Source organism: Chitinophaga sp. CCNWYY40 (assembly GCF_037483205.1).
Classification (GTDB): domain Bacteria; phylum Bacteroidota; class Bacteroidia; order Chitinophagales; family Chitinophagaceae; genus Chitinophaga; species Chitinophaga ginsengisegetis.
In genome coordinates, this window is record NZ_JBBHLF010000006.1 from 73,659 (window position 1) to 96,553 (window position 22,895).

Sequence of the window (22,895 nt, forward strand, 5' to 3'; positions counted from 1 at the left end):
GTAATCAATATAATCAGTCTAATCCTGGGAAAGACAAGCGGGGGAAACGTTTACTTCTGCTGTATTCCCCGCGAATAATTCCTTTATACGATTTGTAACGCTTGAAAGATCTGTTGTGGTGAGATTAGATCCACTCGGCAGGCACAGTCCATTATTAAACAGGTTTTCTGAAACACCGTTTACATATGCAGGCGCGTGTTCAAAAACCGGCTGCATGTGCATGGGTTTCCATAATGGTCTGGACTCAATATTTTCTTTCTCGAGTGCAAGGCGCACCGTTTCACGGGTAATGCCATTGCTCAGCGCCGGGTCAATCAGGATAGTGGAAAGCCAGCGGTTACTGAAAAAACCGGTTGGTTCCGGTACCAGCGTAACACCTGGCAGATCTGACAACTGCTCCACATAATGCTGGTAGTTGGCTCTTCTCTGGGACACTCTCACGTCCAGCACCTCCATTTGGCCGCGGCCGATGGCGGCGCAAACATTGCTCATCCGGTAGTTGTAACCGATGTGCGTGTGTTCATAATGCGGAGCAGGATCACGGGCCTGTGTAGCCAGGAAGCGCGCTTTGCTGATGGCCGCTTCGTCATTGCCTATCAGGGCGCCGCCACCGCTGGTGGTGATGATCTTATTGCCGTTAAAACTAAGAATCCCCAGCTTGCTGATGCTGCCGCATGGCTGTCCGTGATATAACGAACCCAATGCTTCCGCCGCATCTTCAATTACCGGGATTTCATAGCGGTTGGCTATTTCCATGATTTCATTCATTTGTGCCGGCATGCCGTACAAATGAACAGGGATAATGGCTTTAGGCTTCTTACCTTTTGCGATCCTGTCTTTCACGGCCTGCTCCAGCAGCGCCGGGTCCATATTCCAGGTACTGGTTTCACTGTCAACAAAAACAGGCGTTGCGCCCAGGTAAGCAATTGGGTTGGCTGACGCAGAGAAAGTCATGCTCTGGCAAATCACTTCATCGCCTGCACCCACACCTGCCAATATCAGGGCAAGGTGCAGCGCGCCTGTTCCGGACGACAAAGCCGCGGCATATGCAGTATGCGTATAGTCTGCAAGATCTTTTTCAAATCCATCTACATAGGCGCCTAAAGGGGCGATCCAGTTGGAATCAAATACGTCTTTCACATACACCTGTTCATTTGCTCCCATATGAGGCGACGATAACCATATTTTTTTGTTCATGACGATAATTTTTTTGCGTTTATCTTTTACGTGCGGGGTTTCCCACCGCTACACTATGATCAGGAATATCTTTGGTAACTACAGCGCCGGCGCCGATCACGGCCCATTTGCCAATAGTAATACCAGGAATAACTACAGCGCCGGCGCCAACATGTGCGCCTTCCCCTACCCTTACATTTCCACATAAGGCTACGTTAGGGGAAATGTGAACGAAATCTTCAAGCACACAATCATGATCTACCGAAGCATTGGTGTTGATGATGCAATGCCTGCCAATCAGCACATCAGCGTTAATGGTAGCACCGGCCATCACCACTGTTCCTTCTGCGATCATGGCAGTAACGGAGATATTGGCCCGCGGATGCAGGGCCATTCCGAAGCGGCCCGGCAGTTGTTCTGAAATGGTTTTCCGGGTTGAATTTTTACCTATGGAGATAATAATTTCCGGAGATGATAATGCGGGTGAATACGCCGTTACCGGGTACTGCCAGATCTGCTTTATATCCGGGTTGCTATCAAACAAACCGTCCACAGGGATTCCCCGGGATTGTAATATTTCGATAATCACTTTAGCGTGTCCGCCTGCGCCGAATAAATACATATCTGCTTATTTTAATTATTTCATCCATTGCCCATGAAACGCTCCATAGTAGCTGCACCGGCCGCGTTAATCCCTTCTGACTTAATTACTTTCTGTACGGTCATCCAGGCTATTTTTATATCAAGGGCCAAACTGATATTATCTACATACCAAACATCGTATTCAAATTTCTGCTCCCAGCTGATGGCATTCCGGCCATTTACCTGCGCCCAGCCTGTGATACCGGGACGTACTTCATGACGGCGGTGCTGCGTGGCGTTGTATAACGGGAGATAATCTACCAGCAAAGGCCGCGGGCCTATCAGGCTCATATCTCCTTTCAGTACATTGATCAGCTGGGGAATTTCATCGAGCGATGTTTTCCTGACAAATTTCCCCACAGGTGTGAGCCGGATCTCATCCGGCAGGAGCCGGCCATCCGCACCTTTCCGGTCGTTCATGGTTTTAAACTTGATGACACGGAATACGCGGCCATTCTTTCCCGGCCTGGGCTGTAAAAAGAAAGGCTTACCGTTATTGGCGACGGTCAGTAATACGATCAGCACTGCCATCACCGGTGATAGTAATACCAGTGCCAGCAGTGCCGCGGAAATGTCCACGAGTGGTTTAAATAGATTCCTGTACCAATGCATCGGTTGCTTTTATTTCTTTTGTTACTTTTTGCCTGATATAATTCAGATAGCGGAGGGCCAGTACCTGCCGGTCGAAATTTTGTTTGGCGTACTGAAAGCCGCTCTCACCTTCACGTTGCAGGCGCTGCGGATCCTGCAGGTAGCTGCGGATCGTAGTGTTATAGGCCGCGGTGTTTTCCGGCTCCACATAACAACCCGCTCCGGCTGTTTCTACCAGCTCTCTTGATACGCCGTCGATGGCCATCAGGATAGGCTTTTTGCAGGCCATGTAGTCAAAGGTTTTATTGGAGTAAACCGTTTTAAATGTGTCTACTCTTTTTAATACCGAAGCGCCCATTTCAGACGCGAGGATATATTTGAATACTTCAGCCTTTGGTACTGCATCCAGGAAACGCACGTTCGTTACCCCTTTTTCGGCGGCCAGTTGCTGCAGCCTGGGCTTCTCCATTCCCTGTCCTATCAGCAGGAATAACACCGGCGTATCTTCCAGCGCTTTGCCCGCATCCAGGATCTGTTCCAGGTGATTCGCTACTCCATGTGCTCCCACATAAGTGATCACAAATTTTCCGTCCAGCTGATGTTCCCGGCGGAAAGCCTCGCTGTCAAAGGATTGCAGCAGGTGATCCGACAAGGAAAAATCTGCTGCATTGGGAATGAAGATCAGTTTCTGTTCCGGCACTTTTTTCTTATCCCGGAGCGTATTATAAAACGCAGGCGTTAATACATTGATCAGGTCTGCTTTCCGGTAAATAAAATCTTCTACCCAATAGGCCAGTTTAATGACGAGCTTATTTTTCAGAACGCCGGTATCAATGGCTGATTCCGGCCAGAGATCGCGCACTTCAAATATCAGCGGCATCCGTTTCAACCTGGACAACAAGTAGCCGGAGAAGCCCACAAATAAAGGCGGAGAGGTAACCACTACTACATCGAACTTACCTTTCACCTTGAAGAGGCCGGCCCAGAGGGAGGAAAACATAAAAGAGAAATATCCCCACAGCCTGCCGAGAAAGTTAGTGTTATAAGACTCCGACACATGGCAACGCCATACGGTAACGGCGCCCTGTTGCTTCTTTACAAAGTATTTCCCTTTGTACTCCTCTCTTTTTGCGGAACCGTTGTAATGCATCATGCCACCCAGCACCGTCACTTCTGCGCCCTGATCTGTCCAGGACTTCGTGATTTCATTCCACCGCGAGCCACCCGGATCATCTTCTTCTAAAAAATATTGGTGTACTAATAAAATTTTCATGGATATTAAATTATGATCTCAGTAATAATGGTATCAGCATCCGAAGTAAATATGATGCTGCTGTTTTCTTCCTTCACGCCATAGAGAGATGAATACATGCCCGGTTTGCACAGCGGCTGCAAAATGGCGCCACTGCTGTCTTCCGCTCTGGTAATTAATTTCTCCGGTGTGCTGGTATGCCACAACTGCCGCATCACCAGGTAAGGAGGTTTGTGCTGGATATGATCTTTTACAATCCATACCGGCGCGTTCTTTTTCTTCCGTACCTGGCGGATGTGAACAATATCTGGCCCCACATGCTGAAATCCGCTTATGGCGCCTTCCCAGATATATTCATCCGTAGTTTCGTATAGTCTTGCGCGTGAACACTGCGACCAGTTATACCAGATAAATCGCGGTCCTTTCAACATCTGGTCGTAGTTATCCAGCATAACGGTGTTATGCGAAGCGGTGCCCATGAAGTAACGCAGGGTTTCTTCATCGGTATTATATTTATAGCTGCCTGCATCCATCAGCAGGTTTTCGTTTTTATACCAGATATCCAGGTGCAGGTTATCCGCCTGCGAGGGTCTGTCCCGGTGATTTCCGCAACGCAGGAAGGTGAGCGTTTCCATCTCCCGGCAGATAAAATATCCACCTTCGGGGAACGAATACAGCATCTGATCTTTTTCCAGCACCGTGGTATCATATGCTGCCGGCTGCAATCCGTACCAGTAAAGGTCTTCACTGATTTCCGGGAACTCCGCATCCATTTGCAGCAGCGTGGCAAGCGCCTGCAGCTGCGGACGGTAGTCGCGGTAATGCTCATTATTAAGACGGAAGAACAGCGCGCCGTCGTTGGCGCCATAGTTCGGCAACCAGCCGTTGCCATCGTTCATGCATACACGCAGAAAGCGCAGCGACTTAGCCGCTTTTTCTTTCACATGCGGCGCAAAGGATTCCCCGTTGAGCGCCGACAACCGCAATGCCCAGGTAAACAGCTGGATCACCACCCGGTGGTAGTTCATGGAAAACTGCAGGAAGGTGCCATCGTCATATACCTGGTAAGCAATTTCTTCTTCAAACCACTTCCGCCCCTGCTCTTTCCAGGTAGCGGCGCCGGGCAATGTTGGATACAACAATCCGCCAAGGTATAATGCCAGCGTTTCCGTGATCGCGTGATTGTTACGTACAGCGATCCGCGAAAAATTGATGTTATGAAATACATGATGCAGTTGCCAGTAAATAGCGTACTGGATCTGGTCAAAAACTTCTTCGGTGAGTGCAGGCGAGTGCCGGTAGTAATATAAGGCAAAGGTCCAGTTCAGCACCCGCAAACTTATTTCCTGGCTGCATTTGTAATGCGGGCCACTGTTTACTTTATTGGCGCTGATCCACGACAGGATATCGCCAAACACCAGTGCGGCATTGTCTTTTCCGAAGTGATGATCATACCGGATAATATCGTACAGGTAAGCGAAACGGGCTTTCTCCCATACATACTTGATATCGCCGGCTTCTGCTGAATAATCGTTTACTTCCGTCCAGTGCTGTTCTCCATTATACATGAATCCCGAATCCGGGTTTTTCATCCAGGGGAAATCTTTGCCGAGCGATAAAGTAGCGCCGTTGAAAAAAGTGAGCTTTCCTCCTTTGATCTGTTTAAAGCGCTCTGCCAGCGCCGGTTCCGGCTTCCGTACTGCAGTCACTTCTTCCCTGCTCTGGAAAAAGAACACCACCGGTTGTTTTTTCCACTCTTCCAATGACAGATAACGCTGAAATGCAGGCGCCTGGGGAAAGCGCTTTTTGAGGCGCCCGGTTCTGCGGTTCAACTCGTGAACAGAACGGAATGCCACATAGCGCCAACCCATATTCCTCACTACCTTCAATCCATTTATTACTGTATTCAAACTACTCATACCACTTCTGTCTGTTGCTGTTTTACAGCAAATATTTGTGTTAAATGTTCGGTAATCCTTTCTGATGTTTTGCCGTCCCATAAAGCAGGGATGGAGCCTTTCTTCCACTGGCCGGCAAATAATTTCTGCATAGCCGGCGCCAATGCTTTGGGATCAGTGCCCAGTAATTCGTTGGTACCGGTGAGGCATGTTTCCGGTCTTTCTGTAGAATCCCTTAATGTCATGCAGGGAACGCCCATTACAGTGGTTTCTTCTGTAATGCCGCCGGAGTCGGTGATTACGGCTTTTGCATTTTCCACGAGGTAATTAAACTCCAGGTATCCCAGTGGTTCTACCAGGTGCAAACGCGGATGTGCCACTGCAATTTTTTCCAGGTTCTTAGCGGTACGTGGGTGTACCGGGAAGATGACCGGCAATTGCTGGCTATGAATCATAATTTCATTGATCAGTAAAGCGAGATTTTCTTCTTCATCTACATTCGCCGGGCGATGCAGGGTCATTACCAGGTACTGCTGCGGCTGCAATCCTGCCTGTTGCCAGATAGCGGGCGGTGTAAAGCGGCTCCGCTGTTTCAGCAGGGTATCAATCATGGTATTTCCTACAAAGAGGATCTGTTCCGGCGACTTACCTTCTTTCTGAAGATTTGTATTTGCAATTACCGAGGTGGTAAAGAAGTAATCGGTGATAGAGTCTGTTACCAGGCGGTTAATTTCTTCCGGCATAGTAATATCACCGGAACGGATGCCTGCTTCCACATGCGCTACTTTAATTTTCATTTTCTTGGCTACAATAGCGCAGGCAAGGGTGGAAGTAACGTCGCCTACCACCAGCAACAGATCGCAGGGGTGCGCCGTCAGTTCTTTTTCAAAGCGGATCATGATATTCGCCGTTTGTTCCGCCTGGGTACCGCCACCTGATTCCAGGTTTGCATCCGGTTCAGGAATACCCAGCTGCTCAAAAAACGACTGGCTCATGTTTTTGTCGTAATGCTGCCCGGTATGCACCAGGCGGTAACTGATGTTATAACCCTCCTTCCGCTTTTCCTGAACGGCAGCGATGATAGGAGCTATTTTCATAAAATTAGGGCGCGCACCCGCGATGATGGTTAACTTCATATCGATATGGTTTTAATATGGTTTATCCCTGCGGTCCCGGAGGTGCAGGGGATTTTTCAATCTGGTTTTTCGTTTATGCGTGCGGGATACTTCGTTTACCCGGCACGTTTGTTATGCTACTACTTTTTTATACAGTTGCAGTAATTCCTCTCCCCCATTGCTTAACGTGTGGCGGTTGTATACGGTATTATCATGCCGCATTTTACCGATCGCGTCTGCAATATCCCATTCGTTCAATGCCACCAGCTGTGTGCCGGCAGGCCGGTTCACCACATCAGTAGCCAGCACCTGTTTGCCAAGAAACAGGGCTTCTTTCACTGATAAAGAATCGCCATCTGTAGTAGTGATCCTTAAAAACACATCCGACCTTTTCAGGATCTCGAAGAATGGATGTGGTTCACTGATCAATAAAACATTGGCGGGTATTTCAAGTCCCTGTTGCTGCAGGAAAGATTTATAGCGGCCGGAAGCATCTGAAATCACCAGCGCGTCGTCCTCCATTTTCCGGAAAATATTCACCAGCAGTGTTACCTGGTAGGTTTCATTGCCGGCCTTATCAATAGAAACAGTAGACGCATTGGTAGCATATATTCCTGCATATTTCGCCCGCATGCCGGCCACGGCGGCCTGGATGGACGCTGTTAGCTCTTCCGGCTGCTGTGGCGGAATAAATGCGCCGATCATCTGTGTCCGTTTATTCCATTTCCTGCCTTTTTCAAAGCTTTTCTGGTTCAGTACAATAGGCATATAAGCGATCCTGAATGCAAGCTGATCCAGCAGGTTGTACAAAGCATTGTGCCTGCCGAGGTTTCCGTGCAAAGTAAAGAGCATCCTCTTACCAAATATTGTACCCAACAACACAAAGCAGCAGCGGACTACCGGGTGATAAATATGAAAATGAATGAACCGGTGCTGCCTGATCTGCTTTAAAATATCACCTTTGGTACTTCTCCGGAAATCGGTAAACGTATACTCATATCCGTTGTTATTCAGGTATTGTAATAGTCTTTGTATATGGATGGTCACACCACCAATAGGCGGCGGCATGGTAGCCAGTATTAACAATTTTGAGCGTTGCTTCATTCCAGTTCTTTTATAAGTTGAGTCCTTGCCTGATCGCCTGTTTGCGGGTTGTCCGCATCGCCTAACACCCGGTTACATATTTTCATGGCCGCAGCTTTACCATACTTTTTAGCATAGGCATTCAGCAGCATATAATCTTCCACGCCCATCTTAAAAGCCTCCCATCTCCTGCTGGAAATCACCTGGCTGCCATTATCGTATACTACGGCAAAGTCGGCCGACTTGCCATCAAAATCATCCCAGAGTGAGGTGGCGCCCTCCTCGTGTCCCGCATCTGCATACTGCCAGAACCCGATACCGGTAACGTCATCTGCATACGCCTTCCAGGCCATTAAGCGATAGTAGCCGTAGGGCGACAATGACTTGGTAGGTTTCTTTGTGTCGTATAGCCATACCTGTTGTGCCGATAAACGTTGCTGGCGGTAAGCTCTCAGCACATTGCCGTTATCGTACAGCTGGAAGATATCCACCTGCCCGGATAAGCCGTTTAATACGGTGGCATTGGACACCGTAGCAAACAGTTTTGCATTTTTCCTGACCGACTTCACCCATGTGGCAAACTGCCTGTACACCGGTAACTGCGCCGGTTTAATTTCGTCAAAAGGATAGAGGTAAATATTGGATGCCGCAATGCCCTGTTGCTGCAAGGCAGCTACCATCGCATCATACCACGTTAAAAAAGATTGCTTCCAGGTGTCGGATAAAAAGTCGTCCTTCTTCCCGGAAAAATCAAGGAAGAGTAACACATTCTGAAATCCTTTTACATACGACAGGTTATTACGGAGCTTTTCATTTTTAGCCAGTTCTATATTGGGCAGCAAAATACCCGGATGAAACACAAAGGTATTTACATAGTGCGCCAGCAAATCCTGCCGGGCGCTTTCTTCGCGTCCTTTAAAGAAGGTATCATTAAAGTAAGGCCATACATTTACATCGGGTTTGTATTGCCGGTAGGCGGATAAAGCGCCGTTGCCGGCGGTAACGGTAAGCGTCCTGCTGGTGTTGCCTGCACTCAATGTAAGTTTACCCGCGCCGCTTTGCGTTGCCACCGCCTTTACCAGCAACAGCCTCGATTCATTTTGGGCAAGGTTCATTGTTTCCCCGCTCTTTATTTCCATGAGTGCATCGGGCACTACTTTAAAATCGCGGCTTTTCACCGGCTTCGCCCAGTACACCTGGTAACGGACAGCTGGTGTAGAGGCCGTAAAAGCAACCTTCACACCGGTAGCCGCCGCTGTATTATTGATTAAGGAAAAAGCTGCATATTCAGAAACACCGGGCAGGGTTTGGATCGCAATATCCCCGCCGGCTGTTTGACCGGAACCCGCCAAACCAGAAGCCAGCGGCGTTAATGTTATACCACTTCCGCCGGCAGGCGCCATACTTTTGGCAATCGGTGCATCCCCGCCCGCACCTTCTGCTGAGAAACGTTTATTGATAGTAGCGGTACGCTGCTCCTTTACAAATCCTTCCATCGCAGAAGAAGCCACCATCATTGATTTTTTGCCGGCGGCCTGCTTACCTGTGAACACCTGTATTTCATCTGTAAAAAAGTAACTGCCATTGGGAACTACTATCAGCCGTATATACTTTCCCGTTATACCAATATTCCGGAGCGATAATGGCACAATGCGGTAGTACTCATCTTTTACGGCCGACTGCCCCATCATATCTCCTGCAAATGACCAGTTCTGCTGATCATTGCTTACAAACGCCAATACGCTCAGGGGTAGCGTTACCTGGGCTTTTTGTCCCGTTACGGTATTGAGGTTAATACCCGTTACCGGTACCGGCTGCGGCAAAGTAATATCAATGGTAATTTTACCGGTGTTTTGCCAGCCCAATGTTCCGGGATCTTTCCAGAAAGAATTACCGGTAGTATATTTTCCGTCAGATAAAGCGCTTACCTGGCTTTGATCTTTCGTAAGACTATAATTTGGTGCAGGCGTTACCTTGCATTGCCACCCGGAGATGGCCTGCCGGGAAACAGCGGGAAACTGTATCGCCAGTATCATGCAAAAAAGAAAAAATACTGATCTCACCATAGCAAAAAAAATTGTCACTTAATCAACGCATAAACAAATACCAACCCAAAGTAAAACAGGAGCGATGCTGCGATGAGCTGCTTCCGCTTTACTTTATCCAGTGATAAAAATCCACCTGCAAAAACAACATATATAACCGGGTATACCGACATAATCCTTCTCGTATCCGCATTGGAGCTGGCCCCGAGGATCAGCAGCGCTGCAATGATGAACAGGAAACGTAATTCCCTGATCTTAAAGAGTGGATTACGCGGCTTAATAATAGCGGTATAAATAATAACGCCCCAAACCACAAACCAGAAAAGGGCCGCCAATGCCCACGGAATGAAAAAGGGGTTTTCTTCCAGCACTGCATAAAAAGGAAACGGCAACGTTTGGGAAAACAATCCCACCACCACGTGCCGCACACCAAAAGGCAGTTTCAGCAGCAGGCTGCCAAATGAACCTAACCCTGCGTTTGACATGGAAGAGTCCAGGTAATTTTCACTGGTACTCTGAATAGTGTTGAAGCCCTGCTGCAGGTAAACCACCTGCGTTAACGCCGGTAATGCCAGCAGGATTAAAATGGGTATTTTAAATTTATTGAGTGTTTTGTTATTCTTGTCTGTTACCAGCAGATAGATATACGCCATTAAGAACGAGGCGCTGAAAAAGCCATGCTCCGGCCGGAATAAGTAGATCAGTACGGTAAGCAGGATGCCATAAAAAATACCTGCCAGTCCCTGCCTGTTAATGATCAGCAGGAAGTACAAACCAAACAGCAAACCGATGTGTACATCTCTCAGGTAAACAGCAGAAAAGAAAAAGTTATAAGACAGGAAAGCATATACAACCGTAAACTTTATACTGAGTTCACGATTGATATAAGTTGATAAAATGCTGAACAGGATCACGGGGATCAGCGCTGAGCAGAACACGATCTGTAATTTCTGCAATACCAGCGTATTATTATCAATGCCTTTGGCAAGGAAGCCCAGCACGCTGGAAAACCAGGCGAAGCCCTTCCAGTCGGCCGAGAAGAAGTCATCCCGGTAATATGCGGTAATATCGCCCAACGTCCGCATCGATGCTACTTTATCGATGTAGGTATAAAACGTTACCGAATCCTTTGCATAGAAAATATCCCGGAAAGGGTCCTGGATATAGATAGCATTCGTTACCAGCATAAAGATACCATACACCAGGAAAAACGAGAGGAAAAGCCGCAGCCCTGTTTGCCGGCGGGCCGGTTCTTTAAACATGGCGGTTATAATCAGCATGCCGGTACCCAGCAGGATCATATTAAACAGGAAAGTGGCTACACTCACTGATACAATACCAGCAATACAAGCGAATATAAAATTCAGCAGGAGCAGTAAATTGGTATTGGCATTGCTATTCCTCATTCCTATCAGATATTAATAATTTTGCCGGCCATCGTTACATTTGAAAACTCCGACATGGCCCGTGTATAAGCAGTAGTTTGCAACCTGTTTCTCAGATCTGCATCTTTCAGAACAGTCACCACTTTATTGATAATTTCTTCTTTTGATACCGGATCTACCAGGTAGCCGGTTACATCATTTACCACTGCTTCGTTGGTTCCTCCCCGGTTGCCTGCAATGGCTGTTTTGCCGCAGGCTGCCGCTTCGAGGTATACCAATCCGAACGATTCATAAAACTGGCTGGGAAGAATAAAGAGATCGCAGACGGCGAAATAATCGGAGAGTATTTCGCGGGCAACGCCCCCGGTAAACAATACATGTTTTTCCAGTTTCAGTTCCTTTACCTGTTGTTGTAATGCAGGGAGATAAACACCGCTGCCTGCAATAATGCAAAGCAGATCCGGCACAGCAGCCACTATTCGGGGCAGGCTTTCAATGACCAGTTCCTGTCCTTTCTCTTTTACCAGGCGGGAGGCGCTGAAAAGCACAGGGCGATCAGGATCTATGCCCAGCCGGGCTTTGATAGCGCTTACCTGCTGCGGGGTACGCTGATGGAAAATATCCGTATCAATTCCATGACGGATCAGCAGCAGCTTTTCTTTGAGTGCGGTTTTCGTCCACAACTCATATTCGGCTTCACTAACCACTACTATTTTCTTCTGTTGCTGCAGGAAGTTCAGCATCCGCCGCTGCATGCCAAAAGCGCGCAGCAGGAAGGAAGGCTTTTCAAAGAAGCTGGCCTTTTCGCTGCCATGCAGCACCGACAAGGAGCGGGCCGACAAGTCCTTTAATGCCGGGTGGAACAGGGCGCCCATTTTTTTTGCACGGGCGTCGCTGAAAATGATAGTATCAAACGACTGCTCCTTTACTATCTTCTTCAGCTGACGGAAGAACAGGTAAAAGTGAACATATTTCTTTTCGGGGATAGTATAACAGTGAATGCCATACGTTTTTTCAAATGATGCCAGGAAGGCTTCATTACGCGGCGTTTTATAGGTGAGCAGGCTCACCTGGTGCCCGTTTTTCACCAGTCCTATGGCCAGGTCGTGTGCATACACGCCCGCGCCTCCGATGATAGGCGGAAATTCGTAAGATATGATTAAAACATTTTTCATAGACCCCATTCGTTACAGATATACCCCTCTACATCCTTTCCCTCGTAAATCACTGCGGGGTTCCCCATCACCAGCGAGTTAGCAGGAATATCCCTGTTTACATATGCTCCCGGTGCTATCATCACATTATCTCCGATATTAATTTTACCTACAATTATTGCATTCGATCCAATCCACACCCGGTTGCCTACCACCGGCACGCCCATAAGGCGGCCACGGCTCGACTGCCCTATCACTACACCGGGCGAAAGATTTACATTGTTTCCCAATTGCGCATTCCCATTGATAACAATCGTGCCGAAATGCCCGATATACAATCCATAACCCACTTTGGTGGTATGTGGTATCTGGAATCCATATTTATAAGAATAATGCCGGAGTATTAACCGCAGCAAAATTCTGAATGGAGCCGCAGCCCCTTTATGCAGCCTGAAAAAAAACATGTAACGGAATCCTTCTATTAAAAAGAAAGCCTTTACAAAGCTTTTTGCATCTGTTTTCCCGTGATACCGGTGTAAATCTGATTTAATCAATTGCCTGACTCTCATAAACTACGGTTTAACATTGTTGAGCATCAGATCATTAAATGTTCCGCGGATCTTCCGGCTGTATTCCGTAGGCTGATTTCCCGGTAAAATATATTCCTGGTGAAAGGATTTTAATTTCTGCGAAATCAGGTAAGCCTTCACGGTGCATTGATGCTTCATGGCTAATATCAATGCGTGCATCCTGCCGGAATACACATCGGAAGCGGATTGGTACAGCTGCTTCAGGTCATTGACAGAAGACAGCTTTGCCACCGGCAACTCCAGGTGATAATTCAGTTTTATATAATTCCGGAAAGCAATGGTTTCCGCCGCATCGGTGATGGTAGTATAAAACAGCTCTACAGATAATCCTGCATCCAGGTACCCTTTTACCACTGCAAACCACTCTTCATAGTAATCTGCATTGGTTTTACCGGGCTGGTTATATTTTGCAAACACCTCGTTAAAACTGGTAATTCCCACCAGTGCTTTCCTGTTTGTATTTTCTTCTTCAATCCTGTTTTTACCGCTGTAAAAAGCGATGTCCGGCGTTAGCACTGCTTTGTGGCCAAACTTTTCAAACAGGGATGCTTTGGAATAACTGTCTCTTACCCAGATGAGGTCTGCCTTTGACAAAGCTTTTGAGAAGAGGGACTGCTCTTTTGCATTGAAGGTAGTACCCACTCCCACACCAATGATATAAATTTTCGCACGGGTAAATTTCTTTACCAGGAGCGTCCACCAATACATGGCAATTGCAAAGCGGCTGGGATAGTCTTTTCCTGATGATTCAATCAGTTGTCCGCCGCCAATCACCACGATGTCGTAGTTTCCTTTACGTAATTTGGCGCGGATATGTTTATAATTGATACCGATCCAGTATAAACCAGCCAGTTTCAACTTTGCTTTTTTGGCAAACGACAGCGCAGGCGGCGCTATAGCGCCTGTTCCCGCTTCCAGGTAATTATATGCCGGCATGCTGTTCATACCGGGGTTGGTGAAATAGGCAAAATCTGTACTGAAATCGCTATCCCGCAATAAACTGGTCATGCTTTCACGGATGGCCTGATCACCCAGATTATTGGAAAACCCTTCATTAATGATTAACGCCTTTTTCATATTTGTCTTCTTATCAATTTTCCGATCAATGATCGCTGATCTTTATTTAAACTTACAAACCAGGCAAAAGGAACACTGCCAATGCCAATTATGATGGCTGATACCATCAGCCCGCCCCAGGAACCGGGCAACATGAATTTCCTGCAACCCCACGATAATAACAGTACCCACACAAATAATCCGCATCCACGCAAAATACTGGGATAATAAAACCACGGTTTCTGTTCCAGGATCTTAGCAGCATAGGTGGGTGAGAATATCAGGTTCTTCACCGTTAATAATACTGCCGATACAATGGCTACACTATAGATGCCCCAGTTAAAATATTTTATGACCAGTATGCCTAACACCAGGTTCAGTATGCCACAGAAGAAGGACGTGAGTCCCGGTACTTTTACTTTGTTATATACCGAATTGATAGACAGTATGGGCAATACTGACAGGTTAAAGATCAAATGACCGGTCAGCAGGATCATGAGCGGGTAAAAATGGGTGAACTTCTCACCTACCCACAACCGGAGAATCACATCCGAATAGGCAACGATAATACCTATTGGAATAGCCAGTACCAGTCCCATTGCTACCACCGAATACTTCGAAAACTTCAGCAGGTTGCCGAAGTCTTTATCTGCATAATATTTATATACCACTGGTGTAAATATGGCTACAAATACCCCTGCAAATGAACGTAATAACGTGTGCCACTGGGCTACGGTACTGAATTCACCGGTAGCTGTGGCTCCATAGTAATGATTCAGTAAAATGATGTCAATATTGATAAAGAGCAAGGTGCCTATCTGGTTAATCACCAGCCAGAAACTCATGGAGGCCACATATCTCACTATCTTCTTATCAAAACTGGCCATCCGTAATTTCAGAAACGGAAATTTCCGGATGATCCAGATCAGCGCTGCTGCAAATGACACCAGTGAAGCCAGGAAGAAGGAAACTCCTATCAGGCTTAACTTTGCCGAAGTATTCAGCAGTAAAAAGATCAGCGCTGTTCTTACCACTATTTCCAGGATGGCAATGATGCGCTGGATATAAATTTTATTCGACGCAAATGCCGGTACCAGGAAAAGTCCACGGATAAAGGTGAGTACGAAAGAGGTGATAATGGCGATGAACACCCACCTCATTTCTCCCACGGCGTATCCGCGATAACTGATGATGCTGTCTATTTTATATAAGAACCAGCCTATCAGCGGCAGGATAGCAACAATTAACAGGGTGGCTGAAATGATGGAGGAAGAATAGATGGCGTTTGAAGACGCATGATCATCCTTTCTCATTGCCAGTGTAAAGTTCCTTCCTACCGCCGCGTCAATAGCAATGGTAATGATAGACAAATATGAACTGAAAGAAGTAGCCAGTGCTATGATACCATAGCCATCCACACCGATCTTCGCGATATAAAAAGGTACTACTACCAGCCCCAGTAAAATATTTAAAACCAAAGCCAGAAAGTTAGTCCCTAAGTTTAGCGACATCTCATAGCTCACCCCTTTCGTTGACATCAAATATCAATTTCCAAATTATTTATATATGTTTCTGCGTTAACTGCTTTTAGAGCCTGCCGTCTACCAGGCTTCTATCTACACAAGCTTTGGTATCAAAAATGACCCCGTTGTTACGTCTGTACTTCAGGTAATCAAAGGTTAAAAACTCTTTATGTGCTACTGCTACGATGATAGCGTCGTATACAGCGCCTTTATCAATAGCGTTTAAGATTTTCACGCCGTATTCTTCTTCCACTTCTGCGGGATCAGCCCAGGGATCGTAGATATCTACATTCAGACCGAACTGTTTCAGTTCGTGATAGATATCCACCACGCGGGTATTACGTACATCCGGGCAGTTTTCCTTGAAGGTAATTCCCATGATGAGCGCTTTTGATCCTTTGATTTTATGATCTTTATCGATCATCAGCTTCACTACCTTATTGGCTACGAAGTGACCGATATGATCGTTTACACGGCGGCCGGACAGGATCACCTGCGGGTGATAGCCTACAGATTCCGCTTTGTGTGCCAGATAATAAGGATCTACACCGATGCAGTGACCACCCACCAATCCTGGCTTGTATTTCAGGAAGTTCCATTTGGTGCCGGCGGCGTCGATAACGTCGTTGGTATCGATACCTATCCTATCGAAGATCAGCGCCAGTTCGTTCACAAATGAGATGTTCACGTCGCGCTGTGCGTTTTCAATAGCTTTGGAAGCCTCGGCCACCTTCAGGCTTGGCGCCTTGTGGGTACCTGCTTCAATGATAGAACCATACAGGGCATCTACTTTATCTGCAATTTCAGGGGTAGAGCCGCTGGTTACTTTCTTGATCTTTGTGAGGGTGTTTACTTTATCACCCGGGTTAATCCTTTCCGGGGAGTATCCCACAAAGAAGTCGGTGTTATATTTCAGTCCGGATACTTTTTCAAGTACGGGAACGCAGTCTTCTTCTGTACAGCCTGGGTATACGGTAGACTCATAGATTACGAGGTCACCTTTTTTCAGGATGCTTCCCAGCATTTCAGACGCTTTGATAAGCGGGCGGAGATCCGGCGCCTTGTAGGCATCTATCGGTGTGGGAACCGTTACAATAAACGTGTTATACTTTTTCAGATCTTCCACATTGGAAGAGAAAGAAAGCCCGATGTCTGATTTCTTCCCGGCTTTCAATGCTATCACGGCGGTCAGATCTTCCATGTTAGCTTCCCTGGTACGGTCAGCGCCCGCAGCCAGTTCTTTTACTCTTTCCTTGTTGATATCAAATCCCAACACATCGTATTTTTTGCCAAATTCAATTGCTAACGGCAAACCAACATAGCCCAGGCCTATAACGGCAAGATGGATATTCTCAACGCTGTTGCTAATCTTAACCATAAAATATTTGTCTGTCTTTTATTTTTTTAAGTCTTTTAATACAGTCCTGCCATCCATCCAACTGATAAGTACAGGGTATATCCGGGGCAAAATGGCGATGCATACACGAATATACATAATATCGTAATGCTATTTCCCGTCCAGCACAGCCCGTTTCCTCCATTTCCCCAGGAAACGCTTACCACCGCCGTCTTCATTGCCGTAACCGTACCCGTATCCATACCCGTAGCCATAGCCGTAGGCGCTCTTATTCTTCACATCATTGATAACGATATTGATCCGGGGCAGTTTACGTTGCAGGTACAGGTCTTTAGAAATCTGCAGCTGCTGTTTGAAGGTAAAGCCGTGGCGAACCAGGTACAGGGTGGCATCCGCATAGCGGGCCAGTACCTGCGCATCTGTTACCAGCCCTATCGGGGCGGAGTCGATCACGATATAATCAAAGCGTTCATTCAGTTCTTTAAACAGCGCTTCTGTCCTTTGCTGTAATAACAGCTCGGTAGGATTTGGCGGAATAGGACCGGAACTGATGATCCAGCAGTTTTCATGAATCCCTGATGGCCTGATCAGCGCTTCCATAGAAGTTTTACCGATGGCGTAAGTGCTGAAGCCTTCGTGGTTGGGCAGGCCCAGTCGCTCTGCGATCTTAGGCTTGCGCAAATCCATTTCCATCAGCACTACCTTCTTTCCTGAAAGGGCCAGGATGGCCGCCAGGTTGGTAGACACAAAGGATTTTCCTTCTCCTCCCATGCTGGAAGTAACAATTACCGCTTTATTACTGATATCGGACAATACAAACTGGAGATTGGTTCTTAAAGCACGGAACTGCTCCGCTACCGGCGTACGTGAATCGGCTTTGGTGACAATCATATTTGATGAGGCGTGACCAATTTCCGCCAGTACCGGCACTGGTGTGTTGCTGGTAATGTCCTGCTTATTGAGGATCCTTCTGCTTAACAGTTCTCTCATGTACAGGTATCCGGCCGGGAGTGCTACGCCCAGTACCAGTCCTAACAGGAGGATGAGGATGCGTTTTGGTTTGAAAGGCAGTGCATCGCTTTTTGCATCGTCAATAATGCGGGCGATAGCCAGGTTAGAAGTTTTGGAAATCGCGGATTCTTCTCTTTTCTTCAGGAGAAACAGGTATAATTCCTGTTTGATGGCCTGTTGACGGGAGATATCCAGGAATACCCTTTCTTTGGCAGGCACCTGCCTGATTTTCTGATTGAGGGCGCTGGCATTCTTTTGCTGTTCTTCGATGCCCACCTGGATACCTCTTTTCAGGGAAGCCAGGTTGCTGAGCAGGTCGGAACGGATGCCTGCGAGTTGCTGGTCCATATTCACCACTACCGGGTTGGTAGTTGTGCTGGACATCAGCTGGCGTTCCCTGTCGAGCTGCAGGGTGTTATAACGCTGTACCAATCCTACAAAGGTAGGGTCCTGTACAATGAGGGAAGAAGGCACTACCCTTTTATTGTTTTCGGTGTCGCGCATATATTGTTCCAGCGACTCTACCACGTTTAACTGTACCTGTTGTTCCAGCAGCTGTTTGCGGGCATCGCCGGTACCTTCTACCAGTAATTTCGACTGTGATTCAATATCTGCCAGTTCATTATCCTGTTTGAACTGCTGTATATTTTTTTCTACCCCCGACAACTCCTGTGTTACAATAACAAGACGGTTGTCGATGAAGGCGATGGTGCTGTCGGCGATACGGTTTTTGTCTTCCACACTTGCTTTCAGGTAGGTGGTCAGCAGGTTGTTCAGCACTTTTTCTCCTTTTTCAGGAATCCGTGCATCTAAACTCAGATCGATGGTACTCACCTGTTTATTGGGAATACGCACATCCAGCAGCAGTTGGTAATTAGCCGTAGTTTCATCTACAGACGCCACTTTGACGGTGTAAGCCGACCGGGTGAAAGGAAACTCTGTACGGGTTATTTTTGCCACGCCTTCCTGGAGGTGAAGCGTATCATTCCAGGCAGCGGTACGTGTACCTTTTTTGCCGGACAATTCAAATTTATCATTCCCCAATGGCGTAATAACATAAGAGGTTTTGTTAATGGTATCATTGAGGGAAAGCCATTGCAATGAAAAAGGAAGGTTACCGTATTGCTCGGATTCTTTCACTCTTCCATCTACAAAATAAGATGTGTTCAGTTGCAGGTTGTTCACTACCTTCTGCATGAGGGTACGTGACTTTAATATTTCCACTTCATTGTCCACGCTGCTTTTATTGGAAAAAACTTCCAGCTGTTGCAGTATCTCCTGACCGGGGATATCGCCACCTTTCTGGTCATCCTTTACCAGTACTTTAGCACTGATTTTATAACTGGGAGTGGCGTAGCGGAGATACAACCACGCAGCAGACACACCCATTATTATGAAAATAACAAACAGGTACCAATGTCTCATAAGGGTATCCAGTATATAACGGGGGTTGATCCCACCGTCTTTTTCCGGCTCCCTTGCCTCGTGCCCATTTAAATGAGCTGCGTGATTCGTAAAGATATGCTCTGGCATATTTTCTTATTAAAAAATTAAAAATTAATTCTCGACACCGCCACGATCAACAGTGATAAAACAGATGCCAGGATTGAAATACGTTTTACCTGTGCAAAGTCCGTACTGGACACTTTCGATTTATTAGGTTCTACATATACTACATCTCCCTGATGCAGGTAAAAGTAGGGAGATGAAAAAATATTGCTCTGGTTCAGGTTCAGTCTTACAAATTCCTTCTTTCCATTATTATCCCTGATCAGTAATACATTTTCCCTTTTTCCGTAGATAGTAAGATCGCCGGCTGCGCCCAGTGCATCCAGTAAGGTTACCTTCTCATTGGGCATCACATAGGTAGAAGGCTTGTTCACCTCTCCCAGTACGGTGATCTTAAAATTGGCAAACCGCACGTTTACTACCGGATCTTTATAGTAGGTAGCTGCTTTTGTTTTGATCTCTTCCCTGACGCTGTCGGTTGTTTTGCCCTGCACCATTATTTTACCAATCAATGGCAGTACCACATATCCGTCTTTATCTACCAGGTAGCCGCTTATTGCTGCGGCAGCGGGTGCTGCAGCGGTATTACCGCTTACCGGCACTGCTGCGCCGGACTGATTCAGCATGGCGGTAGCCGTTGGATCAAGCGTTTGGATGGTTATCTGTAAGATATCATCTGCCTGGATTAACGGCGTTGAGTAAGTGGCCTGTTGTATTTCATGTTGTTTGATAGTATCCGGTACATCTCTGAAATACGTAATGTTTTTTGGCGCCGAACAGGACGTGATAAATAACGTGACCACACCCGACAACACCATTAATAATCCTTTAAAATCTCTGATAGATCGCTCACACATATTGATTGCTCTTGTTTCTTATTTAGTAATGAATACCGGATGATCAGATGATCATCTTTCCCTTATCAAGTTCTTCATAAGTAGAATTTTTGCTGATGAACTCCGGTACCAGTTGTTTCATCCTGGCCACCGTTGGCGTGAGATAATGTTTCCTGGCAGATTCTATCAGTTGATTCACTTGTTCATTCACCTCGGTAAAATCTGATGCACGTACTTTGGCAATCATAATTTTTTCGTGGTAAGTGGGTAAGGTATTCTCTGCATTGTTCAGTAATTCTTCATACAGTTTTTCCCCCGGGCGTAAGCCGGTGAAAACGATCTGTATATCTTTTCCGGGTTCTTTGCCGGACATACGGATCATTTTACGCGCCAGTTCTGCAATCTTCATGGGTTTACCCATATCGAACACGAATATTTCGCCTCCCTGTCCCATAGAACCGGCTTCCAGCACCAGCTGGCAGGCTTCGGGGATGGTCATGAAGTAGCGGGTAATATCCGGATGGGTAACCGTTAGCGGGCCACCTTTTTCCAGCTGTTGCTTGAAACGTGGAATTACAGATCCGTTTGAGCCCAGTACATTGCCAAAACGGGTAGTGATAAAGCGTGTGGGAGGTGTACCATACACCGGTCCTATTTTCTGGTATTTTTCATTCAGGTGGTTGTTGAACGACTGGGAGAAGATTTCGGCAATACGTTTGGAGGCGCCCATTACGTTGGTAGGGTTCACCGCTTTATCCGTAGATACCATTACAAATTTCTCGGCGCCGTATTCCACTGCCAGTTCCGCCACTATTTTAGTACCCAGTACATTATTCATTACTGCGATGGAAGGATTTTTTTCCATCATGGGTACATGTTTGTAGGCAGCGGCATGATAAACGATTACCGGCGCATAGATTTCAAACAGTTGCTGCATCCGTATACGGTCGCATACATTACCGATAAAAGGAATCACCGGAACCCCGCTGATGGTTTCCGCCAGTTCCAGCTCCAGTTCGTGCAGCGGCGATTCTGCTTTATCACAGAGTATAACTACCGATGGTTCATATTTTATTACCTGTCTTACAATTTCACTACCAATAGAACCGGCGGCTCCTGTAACCAGGATACTCTTTCCTTTCAGTTCTTTACTGAGCTGTACGTTTTTGATGTTGATAACAGATCTTTCAAGAAGATCTTCTATGTTGATATCCTTTAACTGGATACCGCTATTGGTGTTACCTTCTGTCCACTGGCTCACGGGAATGATTTTTTGTACACGTATGTTTAATGCGATACATTCTTCTACGAGTTCATTGAGGTGTGTCCTGTCCAGGTGATCTTCCGGAATCAGCAACAAAGTTGCCTTTGCCTGTTTTACGAGCTTATACAGTTCTCCTTTGCGGGAAGCGTAGATGGGTAATCCTTCCAGCGACTTACCGGCATGTGCATTGGTGTCTGCCAGGAAAGCGGTGATACGGATATCCGAATGCGGATCATCGCTGATCGCTTTCCGCAGCATGAGACTGGAATGTCCTGTATAATAAATCGCAGCACGGGTTCTGTTCACCGCGCGGAAATTATTATAATATTTGAAGATCCATTTCACCAGCAGGCGGTAGGATAACAGCAGAAAGGAGCTGATGAAGAAGTTGATCAGGATTACAGACATGGGAAAAAGCGCCTGTTCCCGATCCAGCAGATGGCTGTAGCTGACAGCGAGATAGATACCACAGCTGATAATGTTCAATGCTGCAATACGTCCGATATCAGCGAGGCTGGTAAAACGGACGATTCCCCTGTAAGTGTGGAGCAGCAAAGATAACGCGAGCGTTACAGCTCCGGTAAGCAAGGCTATCTTTTCCAATGGAAACAAAACAATAGCAGATGCATCAAAATTTAGTCTCAGGAGAAATGCTAAATTGATTGCGATGACAGAGCACCCCAGGTCTAACAGTAAGATTAGCCACGACGGGGTAATCCATGATGAATTACGCACCATAGGTTCAATAATAAGATATGGTTATTAAATATAAGCTCGCCTGTTCAACTAAGGTCGCGCAAGTTTCAAGGTTTTCATAGAGGCGCTTAGTTAGAATACAGGACGGAGAATTAATTGATTATAATCTTTCTTTCGGTTTTCAAAGTTAGCGCAAGATAACTACTAAAAATGAAAAGTTCTGTTATGAAAAAGTAAACTGTTAAATTTTTTTTTCAACGTTCTACTCTTCTGAAAGATTAATCACACAAAGCACTTCCGAATCCCTTTTAACAAAGCGATTATGACTACCATTTTTCCTATGGGCTATCTGCTCAAACACTGGTCTGTTGGCACATAACGACAAATAACCCCGCCGGATAAACGAAAAATGCGGATCAGCCAATCATGCTGTCCAGTTTGCATACTATTAAAGAAAATTTTCCTGTGATGCTACATTGGTGGTGATGCACCCCGATCTTTTGCTGTAACGACTTGTTCTGATGCCGCTCTAAAGTGTTAAATAGATGAAACATGGTCTTTCAATTTTTCTGGTTAACGCAGCTGCTAAAAATATGGCTATAATAATATGGTTAAAAAAATCACTGCGCTATCGATTCTTGCAACGCACGCAATTGAACAAACACCATACCAATTTAAGGGATCTGTTTAATTTCCCGGCCTAAAGTTAATG

17 protein-coding genes are annotated in these 22,895 nt (G+C 46.4%); all 17 read right to left on the minus strand.

Annotated elements, in window-relative coordinates:
- Positions 1-18: 18 nt before the first annotated feature.
- Positions 19-1,197, minus strand: coding sequence for an aminotransferase class I/II-fold pyridoxal phosphate-dependent enzyme (locus V7S65_RS23060; protein WP_336387936.1), 1,179 nt, complete (start codon positions 1,195-1,197; stop codon positions 19-21).
- A gap of 19 nt (positions 1,198-1,216) precedes the next feature.
- On the minus strand, positions 1,217-1,798 hold the full coding sequence (locus V7S65_RS23065; RefSeq protein ID WP_336387937.1) for an acetyltransferase: 582 nt from the start codon (positions 1,796-1,798) through the stop codon (positions 1,217-1,219).
- Between the two features lie 20 nt (positions 1,799-1,818).
- A complete protein-coding gene (locus tag V7S65_RS23070) occupies positions 1,819-2,430 on the minus strand; it encodes a sugar transferase (RefSeq protein WP_336387938.1) in 612 nt (203 codons plus the stop codon).
- Complete coding sequence (locus V7S65_RS23075; protein ID WP_336387939.1) at positions 2,405-3,682, minus strand: glycosyltransferase family 4 protein; 1,278 nt, start codon at positions 3,680-3,682, stop codon at positions 2,405-2,407. Before V7S65_RS23075 ends, V7S65_RS23070 begins: the two co-directional genes overlap by 26 nt.
- A gap of 5 nt (positions 3,683-3,687) precedes the next feature.
- A complete protein-coding gene (locus tag V7S65_RS23080; protein ID WP_336387940.1) occupies positions 3,688-5,580 on the minus strand; it encodes a heparinase II/III domain-containing protein in 1,893 nt (630 codons plus the stop codon).
- A complete protein-coding gene (gene wecB / locus V7S65_RS23085; protein ID WP_079472808.1) occupies positions 5,577-6,695 on the minus strand; it encodes a non-hydrolyzing UDP-N-acetylglucosamine 2-epimerase in 1,119 nt (372 codons plus the stop codon). Before wecB ends, V7S65_RS23080 begins: the two co-directional genes overlap by 4 nt.
- A 111-nt stretch (positions 6,696-6,806) precedes the next feature.
- Positions 6,807-7,778: a glycosyltransferase gene (locus tag V7S65_RS23090; protein ID WP_336387941.1), complete on the minus strand. Its 972-nt coding sequence runs from the start codon at positions 7,776-7,778 to the stop codon at positions 6,807-6,809.
- Positions 7,775-9,793, minus strand: coding sequence for a glycoside hydrolase domain-containing protein (locus V7S65_RS23095; RefSeq protein ID WP_336387942.1), 2,019 nt, complete (start codon positions 9,791-9,793; stop codon positions 7,775-7,777). The genes V7S65_RS23090 and V7S65_RS23095 overlap by 4 nt, the downstream gene beginning before the upstream one ends.
- A 44-nt stretch (positions 9,794-9,837) precedes the next feature.
- Positions 9,838-11,208 (minus strand): hypothetical protein, encoded by a 1,371-nt coding sequence (locus tag V7S65_RS23100; protein ID WP_336387943.1) that lies wholly within the window; start codon positions 11,206-11,208, stop codon positions 9,838-9,840.
- Positions 11,209-11,213: 5 nt separating this feature from the next.
- Positions 11,214-12,362 (minus strand): glycosyltransferase family 4 protein, encoded by a 1,149-nt coding sequence (locus tag V7S65_RS23105; protein WP_336387944.1) that lies wholly within the window; start codon positions 12,360-12,362, stop codon positions 11,214-11,216.
- Positions 12,359-12,910, minus strand: a complete 552-nt coding sequence (locus V7S65_RS23110; protein WP_079472803.1) for a serine O-acetyltransferase — start codon at positions 12,908-12,910, stop codon at positions 12,359-12,361. Before V7S65_RS23110 ends, V7S65_RS23105 begins: the two co-directional genes overlap by 4 nt.
- A gap of 3 nt (positions 12,911-12,913) precedes the next feature.
- Positions 12,914-14,008, minus strand: coding sequence for a polysaccharide pyruvyl transferase family protein (locus tag V7S65_RS23115; protein ID WP_336387945.1), 1,095 nt, complete (start codon positions 14,006-14,008; stop codon positions 12,914-12,916).
- Entirely contained in the window at positions 14,005-15,525 is a 1,521-nt protein-coding gene (locus V7S65_RS23120) for an oligosaccharide flippase family protein (RefSeq protein ID WP_111579653.1), read from the minus strand. Before V7S65_RS23120 ends, V7S65_RS23115 begins: the two co-directional genes overlap by 4 nt.
- A gap of 49 nt (positions 15,526-15,574) precedes the next feature.
- Entirely contained in the window at positions 15,575-16,888 is a 1,314-nt protein-coding gene (locus V7S65_RS23125; RefSeq protein ID WP_079472800.1) for a nucleotide sugar dehydrogenase, read from the minus strand.
- 129 nt (positions 16,889-17,017) lie between these two features.
- Positions 17,018-19,411: a GumC family protein gene (locus V7S65_RS23130; RefSeq protein WP_336387946.1), complete on the minus strand. Its 2,394-nt coding sequence runs from the start codon at positions 19,409-19,411 to the stop codon at positions 17,018-17,020.
- Between the two features lie 17 nt (positions 19,412-19,428).
- Positions 19,429-20,244: a polysaccharide biosynthesis/export family protein gene (locus tag V7S65_RS23135; RefSeq protein WP_336387947.1), complete on the minus strand. Its 816-nt coding sequence runs from the start codon at positions 20,242-20,244 to the stop codon at positions 19,429-19,431.
- A 43-nt stretch (positions 20,245-20,287) separates the two neighbouring features.
- Positions 20,288-22,090: a polysaccharide biosynthesis protein gene (locus V7S65_RS23140; protein ID WP_235016041.1), complete on the minus strand. Its 1,803-nt coding sequence runs from the start codon at positions 22,088-22,090 to the stop codon at positions 20,288-20,290.
- Positions 22,091-22,895 lie beyond the last annotated feature (805 nt).

Excerpts from the sequence above, each read along its gene's own strand:
- wecB (WP_079472808.1), bottom strand. The coding sequence starts at position 6,695 with ATGAAGTTAACCATCATCGCGGGTGCGCGCCCTAATTTTATGAAAATA.
- V7S65_RS23075 (WP_336387939.1), bottom strand. The coding sequence starts at position 3,682 with ATGAAAATTTTATTAGTACACCAATATTTTTTAGAAGAAGATGATCCG.
- V7S65_RS23095 (WP_336387942.1), bottom strand. The coding sequence starts at position 9,793 with ATGATACTGGCGATACAGTTTCCCGCTGTTTCCCGGCAGGCCATCTCC.
- V7S65_RS23100 (WP_336387943.1), bottom strand. The coding sequence starts at position 11,208 with ATGAGGAATAGCAATGCCAATACCAATTTACTGCTCCTGCTGAATTTT.
- V7S65_RS23105 (WP_336387944.1), bottom strand. The coding sequence starts at position 12,362 with ATGAAAAATGTTTTAATCATATCTTACGAATTTCCGCCTATCATCGGA.
- V7S65_RS23130 (WP_336387946.1), bottom strand. The coding sequence starts at position 19,411 with ATGCCAGAGCATATCTTTACGAATCACGCAGCTCATTTAAATGGGCAC.
- V7S65_RS23125 (WP_079472800.1), bottom strand. The coding sequence starts at position 16,888 with ATGGTTAAGATTAGCAACAGCGTTGAGAATATCCATCTTGCCGTTATA.
- V7S65_RS23060 (WP_336387936.1), bottom strand. The coding sequence starts at position 1,197 with ATGAACAAAAAAATATGGTTATCGTCGCCTCATATGGGAGCAAATGAA.
- V7S65_RS23120 (WP_111579653.1), bottom strand. The coding sequence starts at position 15,525 with ATGTCAACGAAAGGGGTGAGCTATGAGATGTCGCTAAACTTAGGGACT.
- V7S65_RS23070 (WP_336387938.1), bottom strand. The coding sequence starts at position 2,430 with ATGCATTGGTACAGGAATCTATTTAAACCACTCGTGGACATTTCCGCG.
- V7S65_RS23115 (WP_336387945.1), bottom strand. The coding sequence starts at position 14,008 with ATGAAAAAGGCGTTAATCATTAATGAAGGGTTTTCCAATAATCTGGGT.
- V7S65_RS23080 (WP_336387940.1), bottom strand. The coding sequence starts at position 5,580 with ATGAGTAGTTTGAATACAGTAATAAATGGATTGAAGGTAGTGAGGAAT.
- V7S65_RS23090 (WP_336387941.1), bottom strand. The coding sequence starts at position 7,778 with ATGAAGCAACGCTCAAAATTGTTAATACTGGCTACCATGCCGCCGCCT.
- V7S65_RS23110 (WP_079472803.1), bottom strand. The coding sequence starts at position 12,910 with ATGAGAGTCAGGCAATTGATTAAATCAGATTTACACCGGTATCACGGG.
- V7S65_RS23135 (WP_336387947.1), bottom strand. The coding sequence starts at position 20,244 with ATGTGTGAGCGATCTATCAGAGATTTTAAAGGATTATTAATGGTGTTG.
- V7S65_RS23065 (WP_336387937.1), bottom strand. The coding sequence starts at position 1,798 with ATGTATTTATTCGGCGCAGGCGGACACGCTAAAGTGATTATCGAAATA.